Raw genomic sequence first — 18,601 nt, forward strand, 5'->3', positions numbered from 1 at the left:
AAACCAATTAGCGAACTCAGATTAATATCCATTACAAATTAGCCTTACTTGGATAATTAATTGCATTATTGGGGCGATTGACAAATTAAAATTTAAAATAAATATTAACTTTGCCTCCAAATAACAAAAAACATGAGTGTACAAGAAAACAGCAGCAATAATTTCAACTGGTTATATTATGCTTTAGGTTTATTCTTCGGAGTTTTAACCGGAGCAATTATTACGCAAAACTATATTTTCGCTTTATTAGGTGGTGTTTTTGGTTTGCTAACTGCAGGCTTATTTTTAAATGCTATTGTAAAAGGAAGAAAATACTAGTTCCTTTTAGCTTTCTACCTATTTAATTCCATAGCGCATGAAATATTGTGATTCCTGCCGATTAGGCAATAGGATCATGGTTAATCGTCGCCAAAGAAAACAAAAAACTATAAATGAAAAATATCTTCATTATTGTTTTCGCTCTTTTTTGCTTTAATGCCAAGGCTCAACAGCCCGTTGCTGCAGAAGTAAAATTTCCTGTTGCCGACCCAAGTCCGGCTGATATTGTTTATTTTCCACTTAATGCCCCCAAGGCTAAAGCCGGAGACCCAACAAAACCGGTTATAAAAATCGTTTATTCACGTCCACAGAAAAAAGGCCGTGATATTTTTGGTGTATTAGAGCAATACGGAACGGTTTGGCGCTTTGGCGCAAACGAAAGTACAGAAGTACATTTCTTTAAAAAAGTAAACATTGGTGGCAAAAAAATTAAGGCCGGCACCTACAGCCTGTTTGCCATCCCCAATAAGGATACCTGGACGATTATTGTAAACAGCGAAACCGATAAATGGGGTGCTTTTACCTATAATCAATCAAAAGATATTGTAAGGGTAAATGTTCCGGTGAAAACATTGGTTAAACCGATCGAATATTTCTCGTTAACCTTTACTCCGCTTAACGAAGGTGCAAACCTGATAATTGGCTGGGATAAAACGCAGGTAGAATTACCGATAGTTTTTTAAGAAAAAACATAGAAAAATAAAAAGTCCCGGTTTTGGCCAGGACTTTTTTGTTTAACGGGAAGTTGCAACCAGCTTTTTGACCTCGCTTTCGTTTGAAAGAAATACTTTGTAAACATTGGTGATTTTCCAATCGCCATCGTTATTTTTTTCGATCACTACAAAGTTCTGCTGAGCGCCATCAAACAATTCGTAATTAATATCTACACGTGCAATTACCAGGGCATCGGTTTCCGAAATAATGGTAGAACTGATGTTACAATCGCGCTGTACTACACCCTCATTCTTTTTCAATTGGCTCAGTATCTCACTTGCCTTATGCTTAATTACCCTTACATCTCTGTTCGAGGTAAAAATGGCATCATCACTTAAAACAGCTTTTAATTTCTTGTAATCAGAATTCATATAGCTGTCTATATAATAATTGATCACTGATTTATGGCTTGCTGTTGGTTTTTCTGCAGCCATGGCATAATTGGTGATTGTAATACCTAGTAATAAAATCACTAAAGCTTTTAGTTTCATAATTGTCGGTGTTTTTTTATCAAAGTTCGGCCGGATTACAGAATAATAATATGCCGATAACACCTTAATTGCGAGGTAACTAAAATGTGATAAAACTAAAAAATGATGTAGCTGCCTTAGCCTTTTAAGTAACAGCTAAAGCAACCACATCATCTCCATTTATATTATGGGTTTTGTTGTCCGGTTATGCCAGAGTTGGCTTCCATCTCTGCCCTAGGGATTAAGAACTGCCACTTCACATCTCCTGCCGGTATGGTTAAAGTACCTGCAACCGAGCCCGAAACGTAGTTAGGAACAACCGTTCTATCAAGTGGTAAATTTAACCGCTTTAAATCAAGCCACCTGTGGCCCTCGCCCCAAAGTTCAATTCTTCTATTGAAAAGAACTTCATCAATTAAGGCCTGTCCGCTGTTTACCGAAATTACTGCCGCGGGGTCTCTTTGCTTAACCAGGTTGAACAATACTGTTCTGGCTGCAGCTTCGCTACCAGGGGTTTTCGCATAGGCTTCGGCCAAAATGAGGTACATTTCTGCAGTACGCATCAATGGTACATCACCCAAAGATGGTCCGCCAACCTCTTTAACAGAGAATTTACGGCTCATGTATGGCTGACGGGAGAAATTTGTAGCCGGTAGCGGGAAATTTGCGGTTGTTGGTGCCGGTTCCCACATCTTTTTCCTTACATCGGTAGCAGCGATCTGACCGTATAGTGCCGAATTGATCCGTTTTGGATTTGCACGCATAAAACTGGTATTCGCATTATAGGCAATCTGCGCAAAATACGATCCAAAGGTATCTCCCTGATCGAGTGTTGGCATAGAAGCCCAGATAAACTCGCCTAATCCATTGGCATCATTAAATCCTTTCTGATAATCAGTAACCGACAATAAGGGATACTGATTGGCATCCACAATTTCCTTGGCATATTTAATTGCATTGGGATAATCCTGCATTACCAAAGCAACCCTCGCCCTAATTCCTTTTGCTACTGTAACTCCTGCATGGCTTTTATTAGAAGCTGTTGCATTAAGCGAGATGGCAGTTTCAAGATCCTTAACAACTGCTGCATAAACGTTTTCTACGCTTTCTCTTGGTTTATTGGTATCGGTAGAAGTTAGTAAAAGCGGTACGCCTAACTGATTGTTGGGTTTGGCAGCGGCATCATACCGCTTGCCGAAAAGCTGTACCAAACCAAAATAAGCATAGGCCCTCAAAGTAAGTGCCTCAGCTTTAACCGTATTCTTATCCGCAGCAGCGCCAGAGGCCTGATCAATGTTATCGATAATGTAATTTACATTACCAATAATGCGGTAATACGTTCGGTACATATACTCTAGCATGGTGCTGTTATCAGTACGGTGACTGATCCACGAACCACCGTCGGAAGTATACCAGTTTGATGATGATATCCCCAGATCTTCGCCCATAAAATCCATGTAAAGCATAATTCCGCCCACACCCGGTTTGTTCTGTGCCGCTGTAGAAACTACGGTTGTAGTGCGTTCGTACATATATCTGTACACCCCGTTTAAAGCATTTTTTGCATTTGCGGCAGAAGTAAACAGCGCAGAATTATCAACCTGGTCTGTCGGTTTCGTATCAAGATAGTCTTTTTTACAGGCGCTAATGCCCAGTATACTGAAACCCGCAAAAAGTAAATATTTTTTATAGTTCATGATAGTAATTTTAAAGTGAAACATTAACGCCAAAACTGATCATTCTCGAAGGCACGTAATTGGTTGTATTTAAACCTGTAAATGATTCTGTTGGGTCCATCCCCTTGCGTTTAGATATTAAACCCAGGTTTTCGCCTACAGCAAACACCCTTACATTACTTAATGTAGCCCCTCTTAACCAGCGCTGTGGCAAAGTGTATGATAGGTTTACATTACGGAAAGCGATATACGATGCATCAATCAGCCAACGGCTCGATGTTCCATTAAACTGGCTCGAACGGCCAATATCCAAACGTGGGATATCGGTAACCTGGCCAGGGGTCATCCACGAATTCAATGCATCAGCATGCAATGCTGATCCATAAGTAGTGGCCATCAACGATTGGTAGTTCTGATCGTAGAATTTACCTCCTATCTGATAACTGATCAGGAATGATAGACCAAAGTTTTTATATCTAAATGTATTGGTAACCGATCCGTAGAGGTCTGGGATGGCCGAACCGGAGTAGTCAGAACGGGCATTGTTGATGTTGGTGGTTAACACACGACCGTTTACCGTACGCAGATCGGTTGTTACGCCAGCATTAGGTTCAAAAAGCGCCGAACCGTCTGTTGGGTCAACACCTGCCCACTGACGAAGGTAATAAGCATAAATATCACGCCCAACTTCAAGCCTTTTGGTACCGCTGGTTACAGTAGGTGTTTCAGCAGGCATTTTGGTGATCTTATTTTTTAACCACGACCAGTTGCTCAATAAATTCCAGTTAAAATTGTCGGATCTTACAATATCGCCGCTTAACTGCAGGTCGATACCGGTATTGTACATCGAACCGATGTTACGGCGGATGGATGTAATTGGATCGGAAAGTGGTTGTGGCACAGCAAATAATAAATTTGATGAACCACGTTTAAAATACTCTACCTCTCCTTTTAATCGGTTATTAAATAAACTAAAAGCTACACCTGTGTTAAAGGTATTTACCGATTCCCATTTCAGGTTGGGTGTTGCTGCCGTGGCCAGAAGCAAACCCGGTTCGCTGCCATTATTCCAACCCAACTCATAAAAGGCCTGATAATTATAATAAAGGCTATTGTGCTCTACCAGTGTTGCATCAATCAGATTATCGTTTCCAACCTCACCATAAGAAGCTTTCAATCTTAAATCGTTAATCCAGGATGCATCTTTAAGGAAATCTTCCTTGTTGATTGCCCATGAGGCACCGGCAGAGAAAAACGTTCCCCATCTCGATTGTTTTGATAAACGGGAAGTACCATCACGGCGGATAGAGGCATCAACAAAATATTTTTCAAGGTAGTTGTATCCCACTTTACCAAAATACGATTCGATGCGGTAGGTATCTTTATATCCACCGGCATCACTCGGAGTAACAAAATTAGGAAACTCCGTATTGCCATCTAAAATCTGGCTTTGTTTTGTTGCACTTAACCTGCGCCAGTCGTAATCATAGTTTTCATGTCCGGCCAAAGCACTTACATTATGGCTTCCGAACGATTTATTGTATGATAGCACCTGGTTAAAGGTATAACTCTGTGTTGGCGTGCTACGTTTGGTTGATGAGCCTCCAACCGTACTGCCATCGCCCACAATCGGGTTGCGGTATTCGCTACTGTAAGAATTGATAAAATCGATACTGATACTCGGCCTGAAAGTAAAATCTTTTAAAAATTTAATTTCGGCAAAGGCACGCCCGTTTAAGGCAAGTCTGCGGCTGGTTACGTCGTTTAACAGGGTTTCATAAATTACATTTCGGCCGGCCGATGCGCCCTGCGGACGGTTAACAGCTCCCGGATGGCCACCGTAATCGTACCATTGCTCGCCCGTAGTGGTATAAATCGGATTACCACTGGCATCATACGCATGTACCGGATAAATTGGGCCAATACCCCTTGCAAAATTGAAAACATTTACAAAAGCCGAGGCGTTACCGGTTGAGGCATCCTGTGCCAGATTTCCATTTGATAAGCTCCCCGAAAGGTTCGCCCCTGTTTTTAGCCACGGTCTTACCTGGGTATTTACATTAATACGGGCATTAAACCGCTCAAAATCGGTTTTAATTAAATAACCGTTATCCTTTAAATAACCCATTGAGAAATAATAATCGGTTTTACCGTTGCTGGCGCTCGAATTAACATTAAATTCGGTACGTTTTCCTACCCGCGAAGCCTGTTTAAACCAATCAAAATCGTTATAAAGCAATTGTGCATTGGGATTTAACTTACCATCTACTCCTACAATCTGGTTGTTGGGCACATTAAACGGATTATACACCAACTGGCCCTGTATCGTATTTGATGCCTGTGCAGCCGCAGCAGCTTCACTTATTCCGGTGCCAACAGTTGTTGGGTATACCAGACTGTTTTTTAAGGCCTGCCACATTAAAGGGTAGTAATCTAATGTGCCTACCCTATTGTATTCGGGAATGCCCCTTTTGGAAAAACCCTGACTAAAGCTTGCATTAAAGGTTGGCTCGCCCGATTTACCTTTTTTGGTGGTAATAATAACCACACCGTTGGCAGCACGCGATCCGTAAAGTGCAGAAGATGAAGCGTCTTTTAACAACGAAATGCTTTCGATATCGCTTGGATTGATATCGCCCAGTTCGCCATCATACACGGATCCATCCAATACAAACAGCGGACTGTTTGATGCAGATATAGAACCAAAACCACGGATACGGATTGCCGAACTGCTACCTGGCTGACCATTTCCAGAGGTAGTTACCACACCAGGGGCAACACCAGATAAAACATTGGTAACGTTTGTGATAATACGGTTATCCAATTGTTTGGCACTTAATGTTGCAACCGAACCCGTAATGGCTTCCTTCTTACTTGTTCCGTAGGCAACAACAATCACATCCTGAAGGTTTTTAGAGGATGATACCAAACGTATATTTAACTTTTCGCCCGTTATTCTTACCTCCTGCTCGGTATAGCCAACATAGCTTAGCACTAAAGTTTGTGCATTTGCAGGCACAGAAATTGAAAAATCTCCCTGCCCTGTGGTTTGGGTTAACTGGGTGGTGCCTTTTACTTTTATCGATACTCCAGGTAATGGTAAACCATCGTCTGCATCAACCACCTTTCCGGTTATTGTTTTATTCTGCGCAAGGGCATTAAAATAAGACAAAACCGTCACCATTAAAATCAATAGTAATTTTTGTTTCATGTTTTGTAAATAAATAGTTAGTAATTAGTTTGCTCTTTAGTTTTCATGCTGGGATGCATGAAACCAAATCAATAAGCAATTTAGGTGGTATAAAAACCTGAAAATGTGCAAAAAGCACCATTTTGAGGGATGGGCCATAAAACAAAAAAGCAAACTCCAATCCTGGCAGTTTGCTTTTTTAATCATTATTAACCTAAACAGGAAAAAACTTCTACAAATTGTCCTGCAAGAGCTTCAAAAATAGTTTCATCCCCATATAGAAAATATGCAGAAATCACTATTTATATTTAATTCAACTTACTCTTCCTATACTTTAAAGGGGTAATATTGAATGTGTTTTTAAATAACCTGATGAATGAACTTGGGCATTCAAAACCCACCAAACCCACAATTTCGTTTAACGAATAGCTGGTGGTCTGTAACAATCCTTTGGCCCGGTTTAACCTCAGCTGCATCAAAAACTGGTAAGGACTGGTTTCATAAGCCTCCTTAAATGTCCTCAGCAGGTGGTTAACCGATAAGCAGGCCTGCTCGGCAATATCTTCCAGTGTGATATTCTGATCGTAATTACTACAGATATACTCTTTGGCCAATGTTAACCTTTTTAAAACCTCTTCGCGGGTTTTGGTTTTGATAAAGCTGAGCCTATCCAGTTTCTGTACCACTTCCCTATCATAAATTTTATAATAGTTTAAAAGGCAGTGGTACATATATTCGTTGATGAGCATTTCATCTTTTAAGCCCTTATCGAGCTGTTTTTTAAGGTGCAGCACATTAAAACGCATATCGCCGGTAAAAGGATATAGCGATTCGATAAATGCCGGTGCTTCCTTAACTTCTTTTCCATCCAATAAACTTTCGTTGCTGCTGGAGAAGGTATGGTGAAAATCCTTTATAAAATTTTCGCCAAAGGAAACGGCAAGCGTATTTACAGGATTTATCGAATCTATCTTGCTGCAAAAATTGGTTCCGGCGTTTACCACGGCAAAAGTATCGGGGTAAATGCAGAACCTGCGTTTGTTTATTTCGCAATCTTCGGCGCCGTTAAAAACAAATTTGATGGTATACGCGTCGTTCTGCTGTTCGTAAAGCGCTTCGCAAGTGTGTTCGCTTATAATTTTGTTCCTGTTGCTCAATTCTTTTACGTACCTCATGTTCAATCCTCATTATAGTTACGTTGTTCCAGAATGATAAAATTGTTACCATAAGGATCAGAAAATTCGACACTTAAACCTTCGCTTAAATAAGATGGCGTTTTTTTAAAAATAACCCCTCTCGATCTCAGCCTGCAATAATCTTCTAAACAATCATCGCTGTTCAATACAATTTTATTGGTTTGGTTATGGTGCTTACGTTCCGAAAGAAAAATATTGGTTTCGCCATCGGCCTTAACCAATATTCCTTTCTCCTGATCAGCGATCATGGTTTTCTCGGTAAGCATACCTAAACAATTGGTATAGAAGGCGTCTGCATCATTTAGTTGCTTCACTTGCACATAAAATAATTTTGCAGACTGGTTCATTACCGCGTTTAATTGTATGATGTAAAATTAAACCGAAATTGAACGGGGAGGATCACCCAAAAAGGGTGATTTTAGCATTGTTTTTTCGAAAGGTATTGTTATGGCTTAAATAAACCGCTTTTCTTTTGCTGTTTTAATGGCATCGGCCTTCGAGTTTACATCGAGTTTGATGTAGATATTTTTTACATGGCTCCTAACCGTTTCCTGATCGATAAAGAGATCGTTGGCAATCTGCGGTTTTGTTTGTCCGTTGGCAATCCTATCCAATATTTCGGTTTCCCTTTTGGTAAGGGGCGAATTGAGGTTTTTTTGGAAGGAATGCATCACTATCCTGGCCACATTGGTACTCATGGCGCCACCCCCGGTACTCACTTCCCTAACAGCATCTATAATTTTTGCGGCACTCGAGTTTTTGGTAAGGTAACCACCAGCGCCCATGGTTAAAGCTTCGAAAACCAGTTCGGGAGAATCGAAAACGGTTAAAATAATAATATTGGTACTTGGAAGGGCTTTTTTAATAATGGGCAGCGCCTGTAAACCATTCGTACCCGGCATCTGGATATCAAGCAAAATTACATCCGGATTATCGGTTTCTAAATGTTTTTTGGCCAGATCGTAAGATGCATAAGCATTTACAACATTAAAATCATCTACATCGTTTAGCAACGATTGGTAGCCCATCCTGATAATATCGTCATCTTCTATTAAAACGATTCGTAAAATTTGATTCATTGCGTGGGGTATATTTAGTGGTTAGATGGCATTTATTTCATTTTGTAACAGGAATACGCGTAGAAATTGTAGTGGTAGTGCCTTTTCCCTTAACAGAAGAGATCTGAAAAGTAGATTTTATCCGTTTACAGCGGGTTTGGATATTGTTTAAACCCCGCCCCCTTTCTACCGATTCGAGATCGAAACCCTTACCATCATCGGTAGTTAAAATATTAATGGTATTATGATCGGTTTCGATCACCATAATCAGTACCTGTGTGGCATGGGCGTGTTTTAATACATTATTCAGCATCTCCTTAAAAATAAGGGTAAGGTTACGGTTAAACTCCATTGATAGGTGCAACTTTTCGTATTTGGCCAGCACACCTTCCATTTTAAAATCCACACCTGTGTTCTGGAATAAATCTATCCCGAAATTTTTAATGTGCACCAAAATTTCAAAAAGGTTGTCGCTATGCGGATCAAGTGCCCAAAGGATATCTTTTGTTCCGGTATACAGCAGGCCTGCGTTCTCCCTGATTAAACGGATTAATTCCTTCTGCTCTTTCTCCGAACCATCCACTTTTTTATCTAAAATCTCCGATAAAACATTAATCCGGGTTAATTTATTCCCGATATCATCATGAAAATCTTCGGCGGTCTGCTTCCTGATTTTTTCCTGCTCTTTCTGCTTCAGTTTTTCAAACTGGTGTTTTTTCCGTTCACGCGTTTTAAAAATCAGGTAAAAAATAAGCCATATCAAAAATATCAGTACCAGAAAAGCACCAATCTTAAATAAAACGGTATCGTAAATTGGCGGTACAATGGTAAAACTGAACTGCTCGATATTGGATTGCTGACCATTTGCTATGGCATAAACCTGAAAAGTATAACTACCGGGCTTAATGGCCGAGTATTCGATCTCGGTATTGGGCACAGGTTTGCTAAAATCGTTATCTATGCCAACCAGTTTGTAGCGGTACTGTACACTTAACGGATTGGTAAGATAAACCCCTTTAAAGCTGATGGCAATGTGGTTCTGGCTATAATCCAATTTATAAAACCCCTCCTTTTTCCGGTTTAAATCGATACAAAGATCTTTTGAACGGTCGTTTTTGTGGAATACATTAATGCACTGGATATGGATAAACGGACTTTTTCTGTTTTCGGCCGGTAGCGATGTTTCGCACCTGACCAATCCGTTGATGGTACCTACCAAGATATTGTTTTTGTAATTTATAATGGCATTTTGGTTGCACTCCACAACCAGCGGCTGATCCCTGAAAACCTCGTAACGTTGTTCCGCTTTGTTATAGGTTAACTTATTTATCCCGCGGCCGGTACCCGCCCATAAATTATTTTTATCATCTGTGGCAAGGCTATAAATATCGTTCGAGTTCAATCCATTGGCAACCACATAACGTTTACTTACTTTTGTTTTTAGATCCCAGGTGATGATACCATCGCCAAGTGTGGCAAAAACCAGGTTATTGCCGTGTTTAATGATGGTAAGCACATAAGCATTCTGAAGGGATTTGATCCGAAAGGTTTTATCCAACTTTTTGCTTCTGATGAGCATAACACCGTTCGATGTACCCAGCAGCACACTGTCCTTACTTAGTGGAAAAGGAAAAATACAGGACGAATATCCCTCAAAACCGGTTATTTTTTCAACTTTACCATCCTTTAAATAGGTCGAAGATTTTAATCCATTGATCCAGATCCCACCTTCACTATCTTCGGCGATCGAACTGTTATCATAACGCTCGGGCTTTAATATCTGCGAAAATTTATTTCCATCATATTTCCATACCCCATTTCCATAAGTCGAGATCCAGATATTTTTCGCTTTATCCGCATACACAAAGTAAATTTTGTTATTCTTAAATGCGGGGTGGTTAATGTTGGTTACGTTATTTCCGTCGTATTTAAAAATCCCTTTATTGTAAGTGCCGAACCAGAGGTTGTTATTTTTATCGGCAGCGATGCCGCTGATGGGATAGGCAATGTTCTGCCCTTTAAATTTATTGTAACGGATAAAGGAATCGCCCTCGTATTTATAAATGCCATCACTAAAGCATGATATCCAGATGTTGTTTTCTGCATCGCTGAAAATTTCATTTACCTGGTTATCACTCAATCCATTGTCGGCATTGAAATAGATAAACAAACCGTTTTCGCAAACAAGGTAGGCCCCTTTTTCCGATCCGATCCAGATATTTCCCTTGCTATCCTGCGCTATGGCGTAATAGGTATCGATGGATTTATTGTTGAAAAATGGTTTTACCGTTCCGTTCTCAACCACATAAATACCACTGCGGTAAGTAAGCAGGTAAAATTTATTCTTTATCTTTCTATCGAAAAGGACTTTCCTGATCGACAAGGCATTTAGTGCGCCCGGTAACTCCTGATAAATTACCCAGTTATTGTTTTTAAGTTGGTAAATCCCTTTTTCTGCAACAATTGCATAAAGGTTTCCATCCTGATCGGCACTTATGGCATTGATGTATTTATCGGCGATGGAATGAAAAACCGGCTTTCCTTTTTCTATTCTAAAGAGTTTACGTTCACTTACTCCCCAAATATTCCCTTGTTTATCTTTAAACAGATGGCTTACACTCTTACCGGAAAATATGGTGCTTATTTTTCTCTTCTTAAGTATATTGATACCCGATTCTGTACCGAAATAAAGCTGATTCTGATTATCTTCAACAATGCTGTTTATTGAATTCGAACCCAAACCGTCGGCTTTGCTGTAAGAGGTAAATTCCTTCCCGTCGAAATTGCTTACACCACCGAATGTTCCCAGCCAAAGTGTTCTATCTTGAGCCTGATAAATGGCCATTACCTGCGATTGGGGCAAACCGTCTTTTAAACTGTAATTGGTAAAGTTATAGCTTTGGGCCGCTAGCCGGAGACTAAAAGCCAAAATGAAAGAAATTATAACATTTATCTTTACTATAGACAGTTTACTGCACATATAATACAAAATAAGTATAATTTCTTTCAAATGCTATCCCCCAGAAAGGGGGATATTTTTATGCGTTACCCATATATGGATCGGTTTGGGTAATTTCCCCGGTTTCTACCTTACCGGCATAACGTTGCTTAAAAACAGTATTACCGGTTTGTACAATGCTGAAATCGTACCAGTTGGCGTTTTTAGCCAGATTAAGTACGGTATTAGCTGTCGATTTTGGTTTTATGCTTACCGTTTTAATACCGGTTTTGTATTTGTTATCGATAATCTGTAGTGTTATTAAAGCGGTACTTTTGTTCTCGATGGCAAAAACCAGATTTCCGTTAAGTTTTTTACTTACCAAACCACTTTGTTCGGGATAGGTTTTTATCGAAACGGCAGGATTCTTTTTACTTCCGGCAAAATACCTGTAAAAACCATTCGGCCCACTGATGGCCAGATCGTAAGCTTCACTATCAAAATCATCTATTTTGATGTTATCTTTTACAACATCTCCGGCTTTTACAGCATAGGCCCATGTTTTTCCGGCCACGCCTTTAAATATGGAAATGGTATTCATGTTAAATGGTGCACCAATGCTTTCTGTTTCGCTGCCAAATAAAGTTTTAGCCGATTGGAAGGTAAGTTCGATTTCGTTGTTTACCAGGTTAGCATCAACCATTAAATGGTAAGGCAGTGCACAGGCATGTTTGGTCCCGTTTTCCTGCTTTGGTGCGTGTACCGATGTTTCACGTGAAAATGCTTCGAATTTATTGATTTTCGCCACTTCGGTTTTATTCAAAGCGGTTGGGCCAACCTGCGCCGGTTTATTTTTGGCATTGCCGATATTGGTTACTACCACATCACGTTTTAACGGCTCCGGAGATTTAATTTCTTCACCATTATAAGGCCTGAACACAGATGTTAAATCGCCACAGATGTTTCTGCGCCAATCGCTGATGTTGTTGCTTTTAATCGCTTTGCCTGTTTTTTTGGCCAGCCATTTTTCCATAAACATCAATGAAGAGGTATGGTCAAAAACCTGGGAGTTTACAAAACCGCCCTTGCTCCATGGCGAAGCAATAACCAAAGGTACACGGTAGCCCAAACCAATCGAACTTCCCTTTCTGGCCTCGAAATCGGTAGCATAATTGATTCCGCTAGACACTTTTCCGCTGGTCGGATCATCAGGGTTCGGAACCACAAAAGGTGGCTGATGATCGAAATAACCATCATTTTCATCGTAGGTTAAAACAAAAATGGTTTTTTTCCAAACCTCCGGATTTTTGGTTAAAATATCTAAAGCTTCGCTTACATACCAGGTTCCGTACAAAGGCGAGCTGGTATGGTCAGAAAAACGTTGTGGTGCCACCAACCACGAAACGGCCGGCAGTTTTCCGCTATCCACATCTTTTCTAAACTGGTGAAAAATATCACCTTTCGGAACGTTTATGGTTTCAGACTGACCCTGATCGTTTTTAAAGGTAAAAGGCTCCAATTCCAAATAATCTTTTTGTGAAATATTGGTGGTGAAGGCTTTGTCGATCAGATTTTTCTCTTTTTGCGACAATTTATCGTATTTCTCCTGAACTTCTTTGGCTGTTAAAGCTGGTTTAACGGTATTATCGCCATTTTTTCTGAAATAAGCCGATAATTTAACATTATGCCTGCTGATGTATTCAACAGGGTTATCGCCGTAATTTCCTAACCAATCATCTATTTCTCCCTCAGGAAGTCTCGATGTCCAGAGTTCGTTCTGGTAAATACGCCAGTCGATTCCGTTATCTTCCAATGTTTCCTGGAAGGTTGGCCAATCTACAAATACATTGTTCTGCGATTCGGCCTGATCGTTATTCACCACAGCTACGCGGTTGGCGCTTTTTTCTCCACGAACGGTTCCGGTAAAGAAGAAAAGGCGGTTTGGTGTTGTACCGGTTAGCGACGAACAAAAATGCTGATCGCAAATGGTAAATGCATCGGCCATGGCGTAATAAAAAGGAATGTCGTTCCGATCATAATAGGCCAAAGTCATCGGTGTTTTAACCGGCAGCCATTTGTCATAACGGCCTCCGTTACGAGCGGCAACCTGATCGTTCCATGAATGCGGTAAACCACCCTGCCAGGTAATTTTTGTTTTGTTAATGTCGACATGAAAAGGTGCATAGGTATAACCCTGACCATCTTTTTGCAACCAAACTTTGTTCCCATCGGGCTGGATGTGCGGATGTGGATCGTTAAATCCGCGTACGCCTTTCATTTTACCGAACATGTGATCGAAAGATCTGTTTTCCTGCATCAGAAAAACAATGTGCTCTGCATCATAAAACGTGCTGCCCGGCGCTGGGTTGATGGCCATGGCTTTTAGCACTGAACTGGGCAAAGTGTTGGCCATGCCCGTGGCCCCGGCAAACAAGGCCGCTTTTTTTAAAAATTCTCTACGTGAGTCCATAAATTATACAATATAGCTTAGATACCGCAAGTTATGATTTTTAGGCCAAAGTCCTAAGTCTGCAGTCCTAAGTCAGGCGAGCTATATATCCAACAATTCCGCAATACAAAAATTTATAATCAATTACCAATAATCAAATCACAATGTTCAAAATACAGCGATCGAAAATCAATTTACAGTTAGCCAACTTTAGTCCAAAGTCCTTAGTCTAGCGTCCACAGTCTCACAAGCGATTCATCCCAACAATATAACAATCGAGCAATGTGGCAATTCTCAGTTGGCAGTTTGCAATTCTCAGTTAACCGATTTAAACAATTAACCAGTTAACCCCAACAATATAACAATCAAGCAATGTGGCAATTCTCAGTTGGCAGTTTGCAATTCTCAGTTAACCGATTTAAACAATTAACCAGTTAACCCCAACAATGAAACAATCAAGCAATGTGGCAATTCTCAGTTGGCAGTTTGCAATTACCAAATGGCTAATGAACTATTGAACTAAAACCATCTTACATTATTTCTGGAATACCCTTACATAATCAACTTTCATGGTTGCAGGAAAAATGGCATCATCAACACCTTTTTTTCCGCCCCAACCGCCACCAACGGCTACATTTAAAATCACATGGAAATTCTGATCGAAAGGCCAATCTCCCGATCCTTTTTTGGTATTGTTAAAAGTGAGGTACTTTTGATCGTCGATAAAGAAGTCGATACGGTCGGCAAACCATTCTATTGCATACACATGGTATTCGGTATAAGGATTTTCTACCTTTAAAGCCTTACCTACCTGGGTTTTGATGACGTGGTTAAATTTTTCGGTATGCACGGTTCCATGCACACTATCCGGATCGTAACCTACGTGCTCCATAATATCAATTTCGCCACTTTTTGGCCAGCCGCCATATTTCCAATTGGTTGGCAAAGCCCATATTGCAGGCCACAAGCCCCTTCCTTTTGGCAAAATGGCACGAACTTCTACCCTGCCATATTTAAAATCGAATTTATTTTTGGTTACCAACCTCGCCGAAGTATAATGATTGGCATCTTTATCGGCTTTTATAACCGTAATATTCAGATTTCCTTTTTTTACCACGGCATTTGCGCTATCACCATCAGTATAATATTGAAGCTCTTTGTTGCCCCAGCCTTTACCGCCCACATCGTAACTCCAGTTTTTGGTTAATGGCAACCCGGCATCATCAAATTCATCGGCCCATTTTAATTTCCAACCCTGTGCTACAGGTGTTTTTTTAATTTCTTCGAAAAGCAGTTCGGGTTCGTTAGTGGTAATGTAATCTACCTTATGCGCCAAAAGCCATTGCATTTCGGGTACAGTATTTACCGTCCAGGCGTTTACGGTTAAACCCAGTTTTTGTGCATTTTCTATCCAGTTATCTTTTTGGTAAACGCTGTAATGGTAATCAACACCCGTTAATTTATCCGTTTTCAGCTGTTCGGCACTAATTTCGCCCCTTAAGTAAGCCACTTTTGCTTTTGGCAATAAAGCTAAAACGCGTTTACAGTAATCATAATCAAAACTGATGTATTCTACCCAATCGGTTACTTTTAATTTCTGCACCATATCCACGCACTTATTGGTTACTTCGATACCGCGTTCCTTACTGATCAATGATGGTTTAATTTCCAAAATCAGTTTGGTACTTTTTTGTTTTTTACCTTCCAAAAGGTAGGCTTCCAAGGTTGGTATTTTCTCTCCGTTAGTCATGGTTTTCGTTAACAATTCGTTATAACTGACCTTCTCGATGGTTAAACCCTGAAATTCAGGATCGTGGTTAATCACCAAAACCCCATCGGCCGTCATCCATACATCGAATTCCGAACCATAACAGCCCAGTTTTACAGCCTCGTTTAAAGAAGCTATCGAATTTTGGGGGAAATTATTTTTCTTCCAGGCCCCACGGTGCGCAATTACCTGGTTTTTGTTCCAGTTAAATTTTTGGGCAAAAGAAGCAGTAAAAATGAACAACATCAGTGCAGAAATAAGTACTCGTTTCATGTTTTGGTTTATTTAAAGAGCTGTTATTCTATATGGGAAATCCATAAGGTTATGCCAGCTTTGTTATCCGGACGAAAGACCAAAAGTAGATTTTTAGCCCGAAAACAAAATAAAGTTAATGTAACCATTATATGAACAAAAACAAAAAGCTTATCCATCCGGATAAGCTATTTTGGTTATTAACTACTCAACATTCCACCCTTCTACGAGGTGTAAATTTTATTATTTTGATTGCGAAATTATATTTTCTGTAGGCATCTGATATTTACGCGCATAAGTGTTCGCCATGGCTACAAAACGCTTGTAACCGGCTTCATTTTTGGCCTGCTGTTGTATCGAAGCGGCTATTTTCATCAGTTCGAGGCTACTGTTTTCGGTAATAATGGCATCTGCCCATTTGCAGAAAAGCTGTAAACGATCTGGTGTTAAACTTTTTTTAGCCAACATAGCGTTATAAAGCGCGCTAAAATGATATTGGTATAGCACCGGATTTTTTATCGCAAAATTTAAATAAGCTGTTGTATCTTTTTTTATACCCAGATAATACCTACTTCCGAGCGTTTGAAGGCACACTTTCCATGTTTTTTCAGGGAAATATTTTTTCTCGTTTGCCAAAAAGCTTTCAAAAGCATTGTCATTCAGGTTATTTTTGAGTTGGAGGCCCAATTTTTGGGTTAAACCATGATCAATAACCGGTTGAAGAACCTCTTCGCCATAAAGTGCAGCGAAAGTTTTATACTCCGCAAAAATTGTCCGAATGGCTTTTTCATCGGCCGATCTCGAAACGAGATATGGCAATAAAGCATTTACAGCCTTGAAATTTTTCAGGGTATCGCTATAAGCCGCCAAAGTACCTGCAGTTATTCCTTTACGAGTTTTGCAGAATTCTACATAAAACGGCGGATAATTCTTTGAGTCGTAATCTGTAGCATAACCGGATAAAAACTGACGCTGAGCTGCCTTTTTACGCGCATCGGTAAATAAGTTCAACAGGTTGCCCGGATCTTTAAATCCCGAAGACGAACTGATTAATTTTCCATCGCCATTTAAAACCAGAAAAGTTGGAAAACCATTTAAAATATGCTGCACTTTTAAGGTATCTCCCAGTTTATCTTTAAAAATATCAACTTTGAGTATAAGGAAGTTTTTTTCGATTTCTGCTTTTACCGCAGCATTCGGAAAAACATCTTTATCCATTTCTGCACAGGGAATGCAACCTGTAAAATAGCAATCAACAAACACCAGTTTGTTCTCTTTTTTTGCCTGCTTTAATACCTCTTTTAAGTTTTGGGCAAAACCGCTTAACGATAGCAGCAATAGGGTGGTTATGGTGATTAATTTTTTCATGTTTTTTATTTTTTGATAATGGAAGTGCTTTGCACAGCACCATTTAATTGGTAAGTAATTTTAATGCTGCTGCCCGAAGCCAGGCCTAAAACCTGAGCCATTTTTTTGGGATCTTTCAGTAGCGTTTCGCTTGTGATTGCGTTAATGCTGTCTATTATCTGCGTAATTTTTAAAGTAGGATTTTCCTCGGCGGCAATCAGGCTAAGAACCTTTAATTTGCCGTCCTGACCGAAGCCGAAAAGGTAACTGCCCAGAACAAAATCGTGCGGAAAATTTAAGGTACGGTTGGGAGAAAAATGGATTTCCTTTTTCTGCATGTTGATGGTAAAATTGTACCGGCTAATGGTGCGGATGCCGATTGATCCATCAAAACCGGGATTCCAGTTTTCGCTTTGTCCACCGCCGGCCATTAAAGTAACCGGGAAATCTGTCTGTTTGGGCATATTGGCGAAAGAAAATGCCACCGCTTTTCCGCTGTAGGTTGGTGTGCTCATGCCCATACTGGTGGTTGTACCATTGTATTCGGGCTTAAAACCGCTTACCAGCAGCTTATTTTTTTTAACAAATGGCCTAAAGCAGATCAGGTTGTACGATGCGCCGGTATCAAACACAAATTCGCCTGCATTTACCTGCCCTGGCGTAACACTTACTTCCCCTGGAATAATAAACAGACCGGCAGGCATTTTAACCGGAACGGATGTACCTTTATCTTCGTATTGGTAATCGCCAAAATTATAAAGGCATAGTTCTTTCTTATCAAAATCGACCTTGGTAATGTAACTTTTGGCGATGCTGTTCCCGATAATGCCATCATTGCCTTTATGCATTTCGGGAAAAAGGGCAAAACTCTGGTTTTTCAGTACAAAAGTATCCAGCTGGATGGTGTTGCCTTCAGAGACTGAAATCTGCATATTTCCGCCCACCACCGAAGTATTTTGCTGTCGGGTAGCTTTAATCCCTACCGAATCGGCAAGTGCCTTTGTAATTGCCATTCCATCGGCACCGGTATCAAAAAGTAATTTTAGCGGTCTTTTATGGTCATTTACCTTAACCGTTAAAATAATCGATCCGTCCTGCACTTCGAAGGGGATTTTAGCCACCAATACCGATTTTTTATAGCGGTTCATGCCATAAAGCTGGTCGAATAAATCGGCGTAGCGCAATTTGTAATCCCCATCTACATAAACCCCACTCTCTTTCCCTG

At 40.2% G+C, this 18,601-nt stretch carries 13 protein-coding genes; 2 read left to right on the forward strand and 11 right to left on the reverse strand.

Annotated elements, in window-relative coordinates; translation table 11 throughout:
- The first annotated feature begins 132 nt into the window (after positions 1-132).
- Together B2V92_RS08285 and B2V92_RS08290 are read left to right on the forward strand one after the other, a co-directional pair.
- Positions 133-318, forward strand: a complete 186-nt coding sequence (locus B2V92_RS08285) for a hypothetical protein (RefSeq protein WP_293306763.1) — start codon at positions 133-135, stop codon at positions 316-318.
- A gap of 113 nt (positions 319-431) precedes the next feature.
- Positions 432-1,001, forward strand: a complete 570-nt coding sequence (locus B2V92_RS08290) for a DUF2911 domain-containing protein (RefSeq protein WP_293306765.1) — start codon at positions 432-434, stop codon at positions 999-1,001.
- Between the two features lie 51 nt (positions 1,002-1,052).
- Here B2V92_RS08290 and B2V92_RS08295 read toward each other — a convergent pair whose 3' ends face one another.
- From B2V92_RS08295 to B2V92_RS08345, 11 genes are all read right to left on the reverse strand, one after another.
- Positions 1,053-1,523 carry a nuclear transport factor 2 family protein gene (locus B2V92_RS08295; protein WP_293306767.1) on the reverse strand — a complete coding sequence of 157 codons (471 nt, stop codon included), beginning with the start codon at positions 1,521-1,523 and terminating at the stop codon, positions 1,053-1,055.
- A 164-nt stretch (positions 1,524-1,687) separates the two neighbouring features.
- The gene (locus B2V92_RS08300) at positions 1,688-3,199 is read right to left on the reverse strand and encodes a RagB/SusD family nutrient uptake outer membrane protein (protein WP_293306769.1); all 1,512 of its coding nucleotides are present in this window, start codon (positions 3,197-3,199) and stop codon (positions 1,688-1,690) included.
- Between the two features lie 10 nt (positions 3,200-3,209).
- Positions 3,210-6,389 carry a SusC/RagA family TonB-linked outer membrane protein gene (locus B2V92_RS08305; RefSeq protein ID WP_293306771.1) on the reverse strand — a complete coding sequence of 1,060 codons (3,180 nt, stop codon included), beginning with the start codon at positions 6,387-6,389 and terminating at the stop codon, positions 3,210-3,212.
- Between the two features lie 287 nt (positions 6,390-6,676).
- On the reverse strand, positions 6,677-7,543 hold the full coding sequence (locus B2V92_RS08310) for a helix-turn-helix transcriptional regulator (RefSeq protein WP_293306773.1): 867 nt from the start codon (positions 7,541-7,543) through the stop codon (positions 6,677-6,679).
- Positions 7,544-7,545: 2 nt separating this feature from the next.
- A complete protein-coding gene (locus B2V92_RS08315; RefSeq protein WP_293306775.1) occupies positions 7,546-7,878 on the reverse strand; it encodes a VOC family protein in 333 nt (110 codons plus the stop codon).
- A gap of 138 nt (positions 7,879-8,016) precedes the next feature.
- A complete protein-coding gene (locus tag B2V92_RS08320) occupies positions 8,017-8,643 on the reverse strand; it encodes a response regulator transcription factor (protein WP_293306777.1) in 627 nt (208 codons plus the stop codon).
- 37 nt (positions 8,644-8,680) lie between these two features.
- A complete protein-coding gene (locus tag B2V92_RS08325; RefSeq protein WP_293306779.1) occupies positions 8,681-11,551 on the reverse strand; it encodes a ligand-binding sensor domain-containing protein in 2,871 nt (956 codons plus the stop codon).
- 109 nt (positions 11,552-11,660) lie between these two features.
- On the reverse strand, positions 11,661-14,030 hold the full coding sequence (locus B2V92_RS08330) for a phosphocholine-specific phospholipase C (protein ID WP_293306781.1): 2,370 nt from the start codon (positions 14,028-14,030) through the stop codon (positions 11,661-11,663).
- Positions 14,031-14,544: 514 nt separating this feature from the next.
- Positions 14,545-16,050 (reverse strand): glycerophosphodiester phosphodiesterase family protein, encoded by a 1,506-nt coding sequence (locus B2V92_RS08335; RefSeq protein WP_293306783.1) that lies wholly within the window; start codon positions 16,048-16,050, stop codon positions 14,545-14,547.
- Positions 16,051-16,272: 222 nt separating this feature from the next.
- Positions 16,273-17,397: a thioredoxin family protein gene (locus B2V92_RS08340; protein WP_293306785.1), complete on the reverse strand. Its 1,125-nt coding sequence runs from the start codon at positions 17,395-17,397 to the stop codon at positions 16,273-16,275.
- 5 nt (positions 17,398-17,402) lie between these two features.
- The coding region (locus B2V92_RS08345) for a retropepsin-like aspartic protease (RefSeq protein WP_293306787.1) at positions 17,403-18,601 on the reverse strand (1,199 nt) is incomplete at its 5' end.

The sequence above is a fragment of the Pedobacter sp. UBA5917 genome (assembly GCF_002432345.1).
Taxonomy (GTDB): Bacteria; Bacteroidota; Bacteroidia; order Sphingobacteriales; family Sphingobacteriaceae; genus Pedobacter.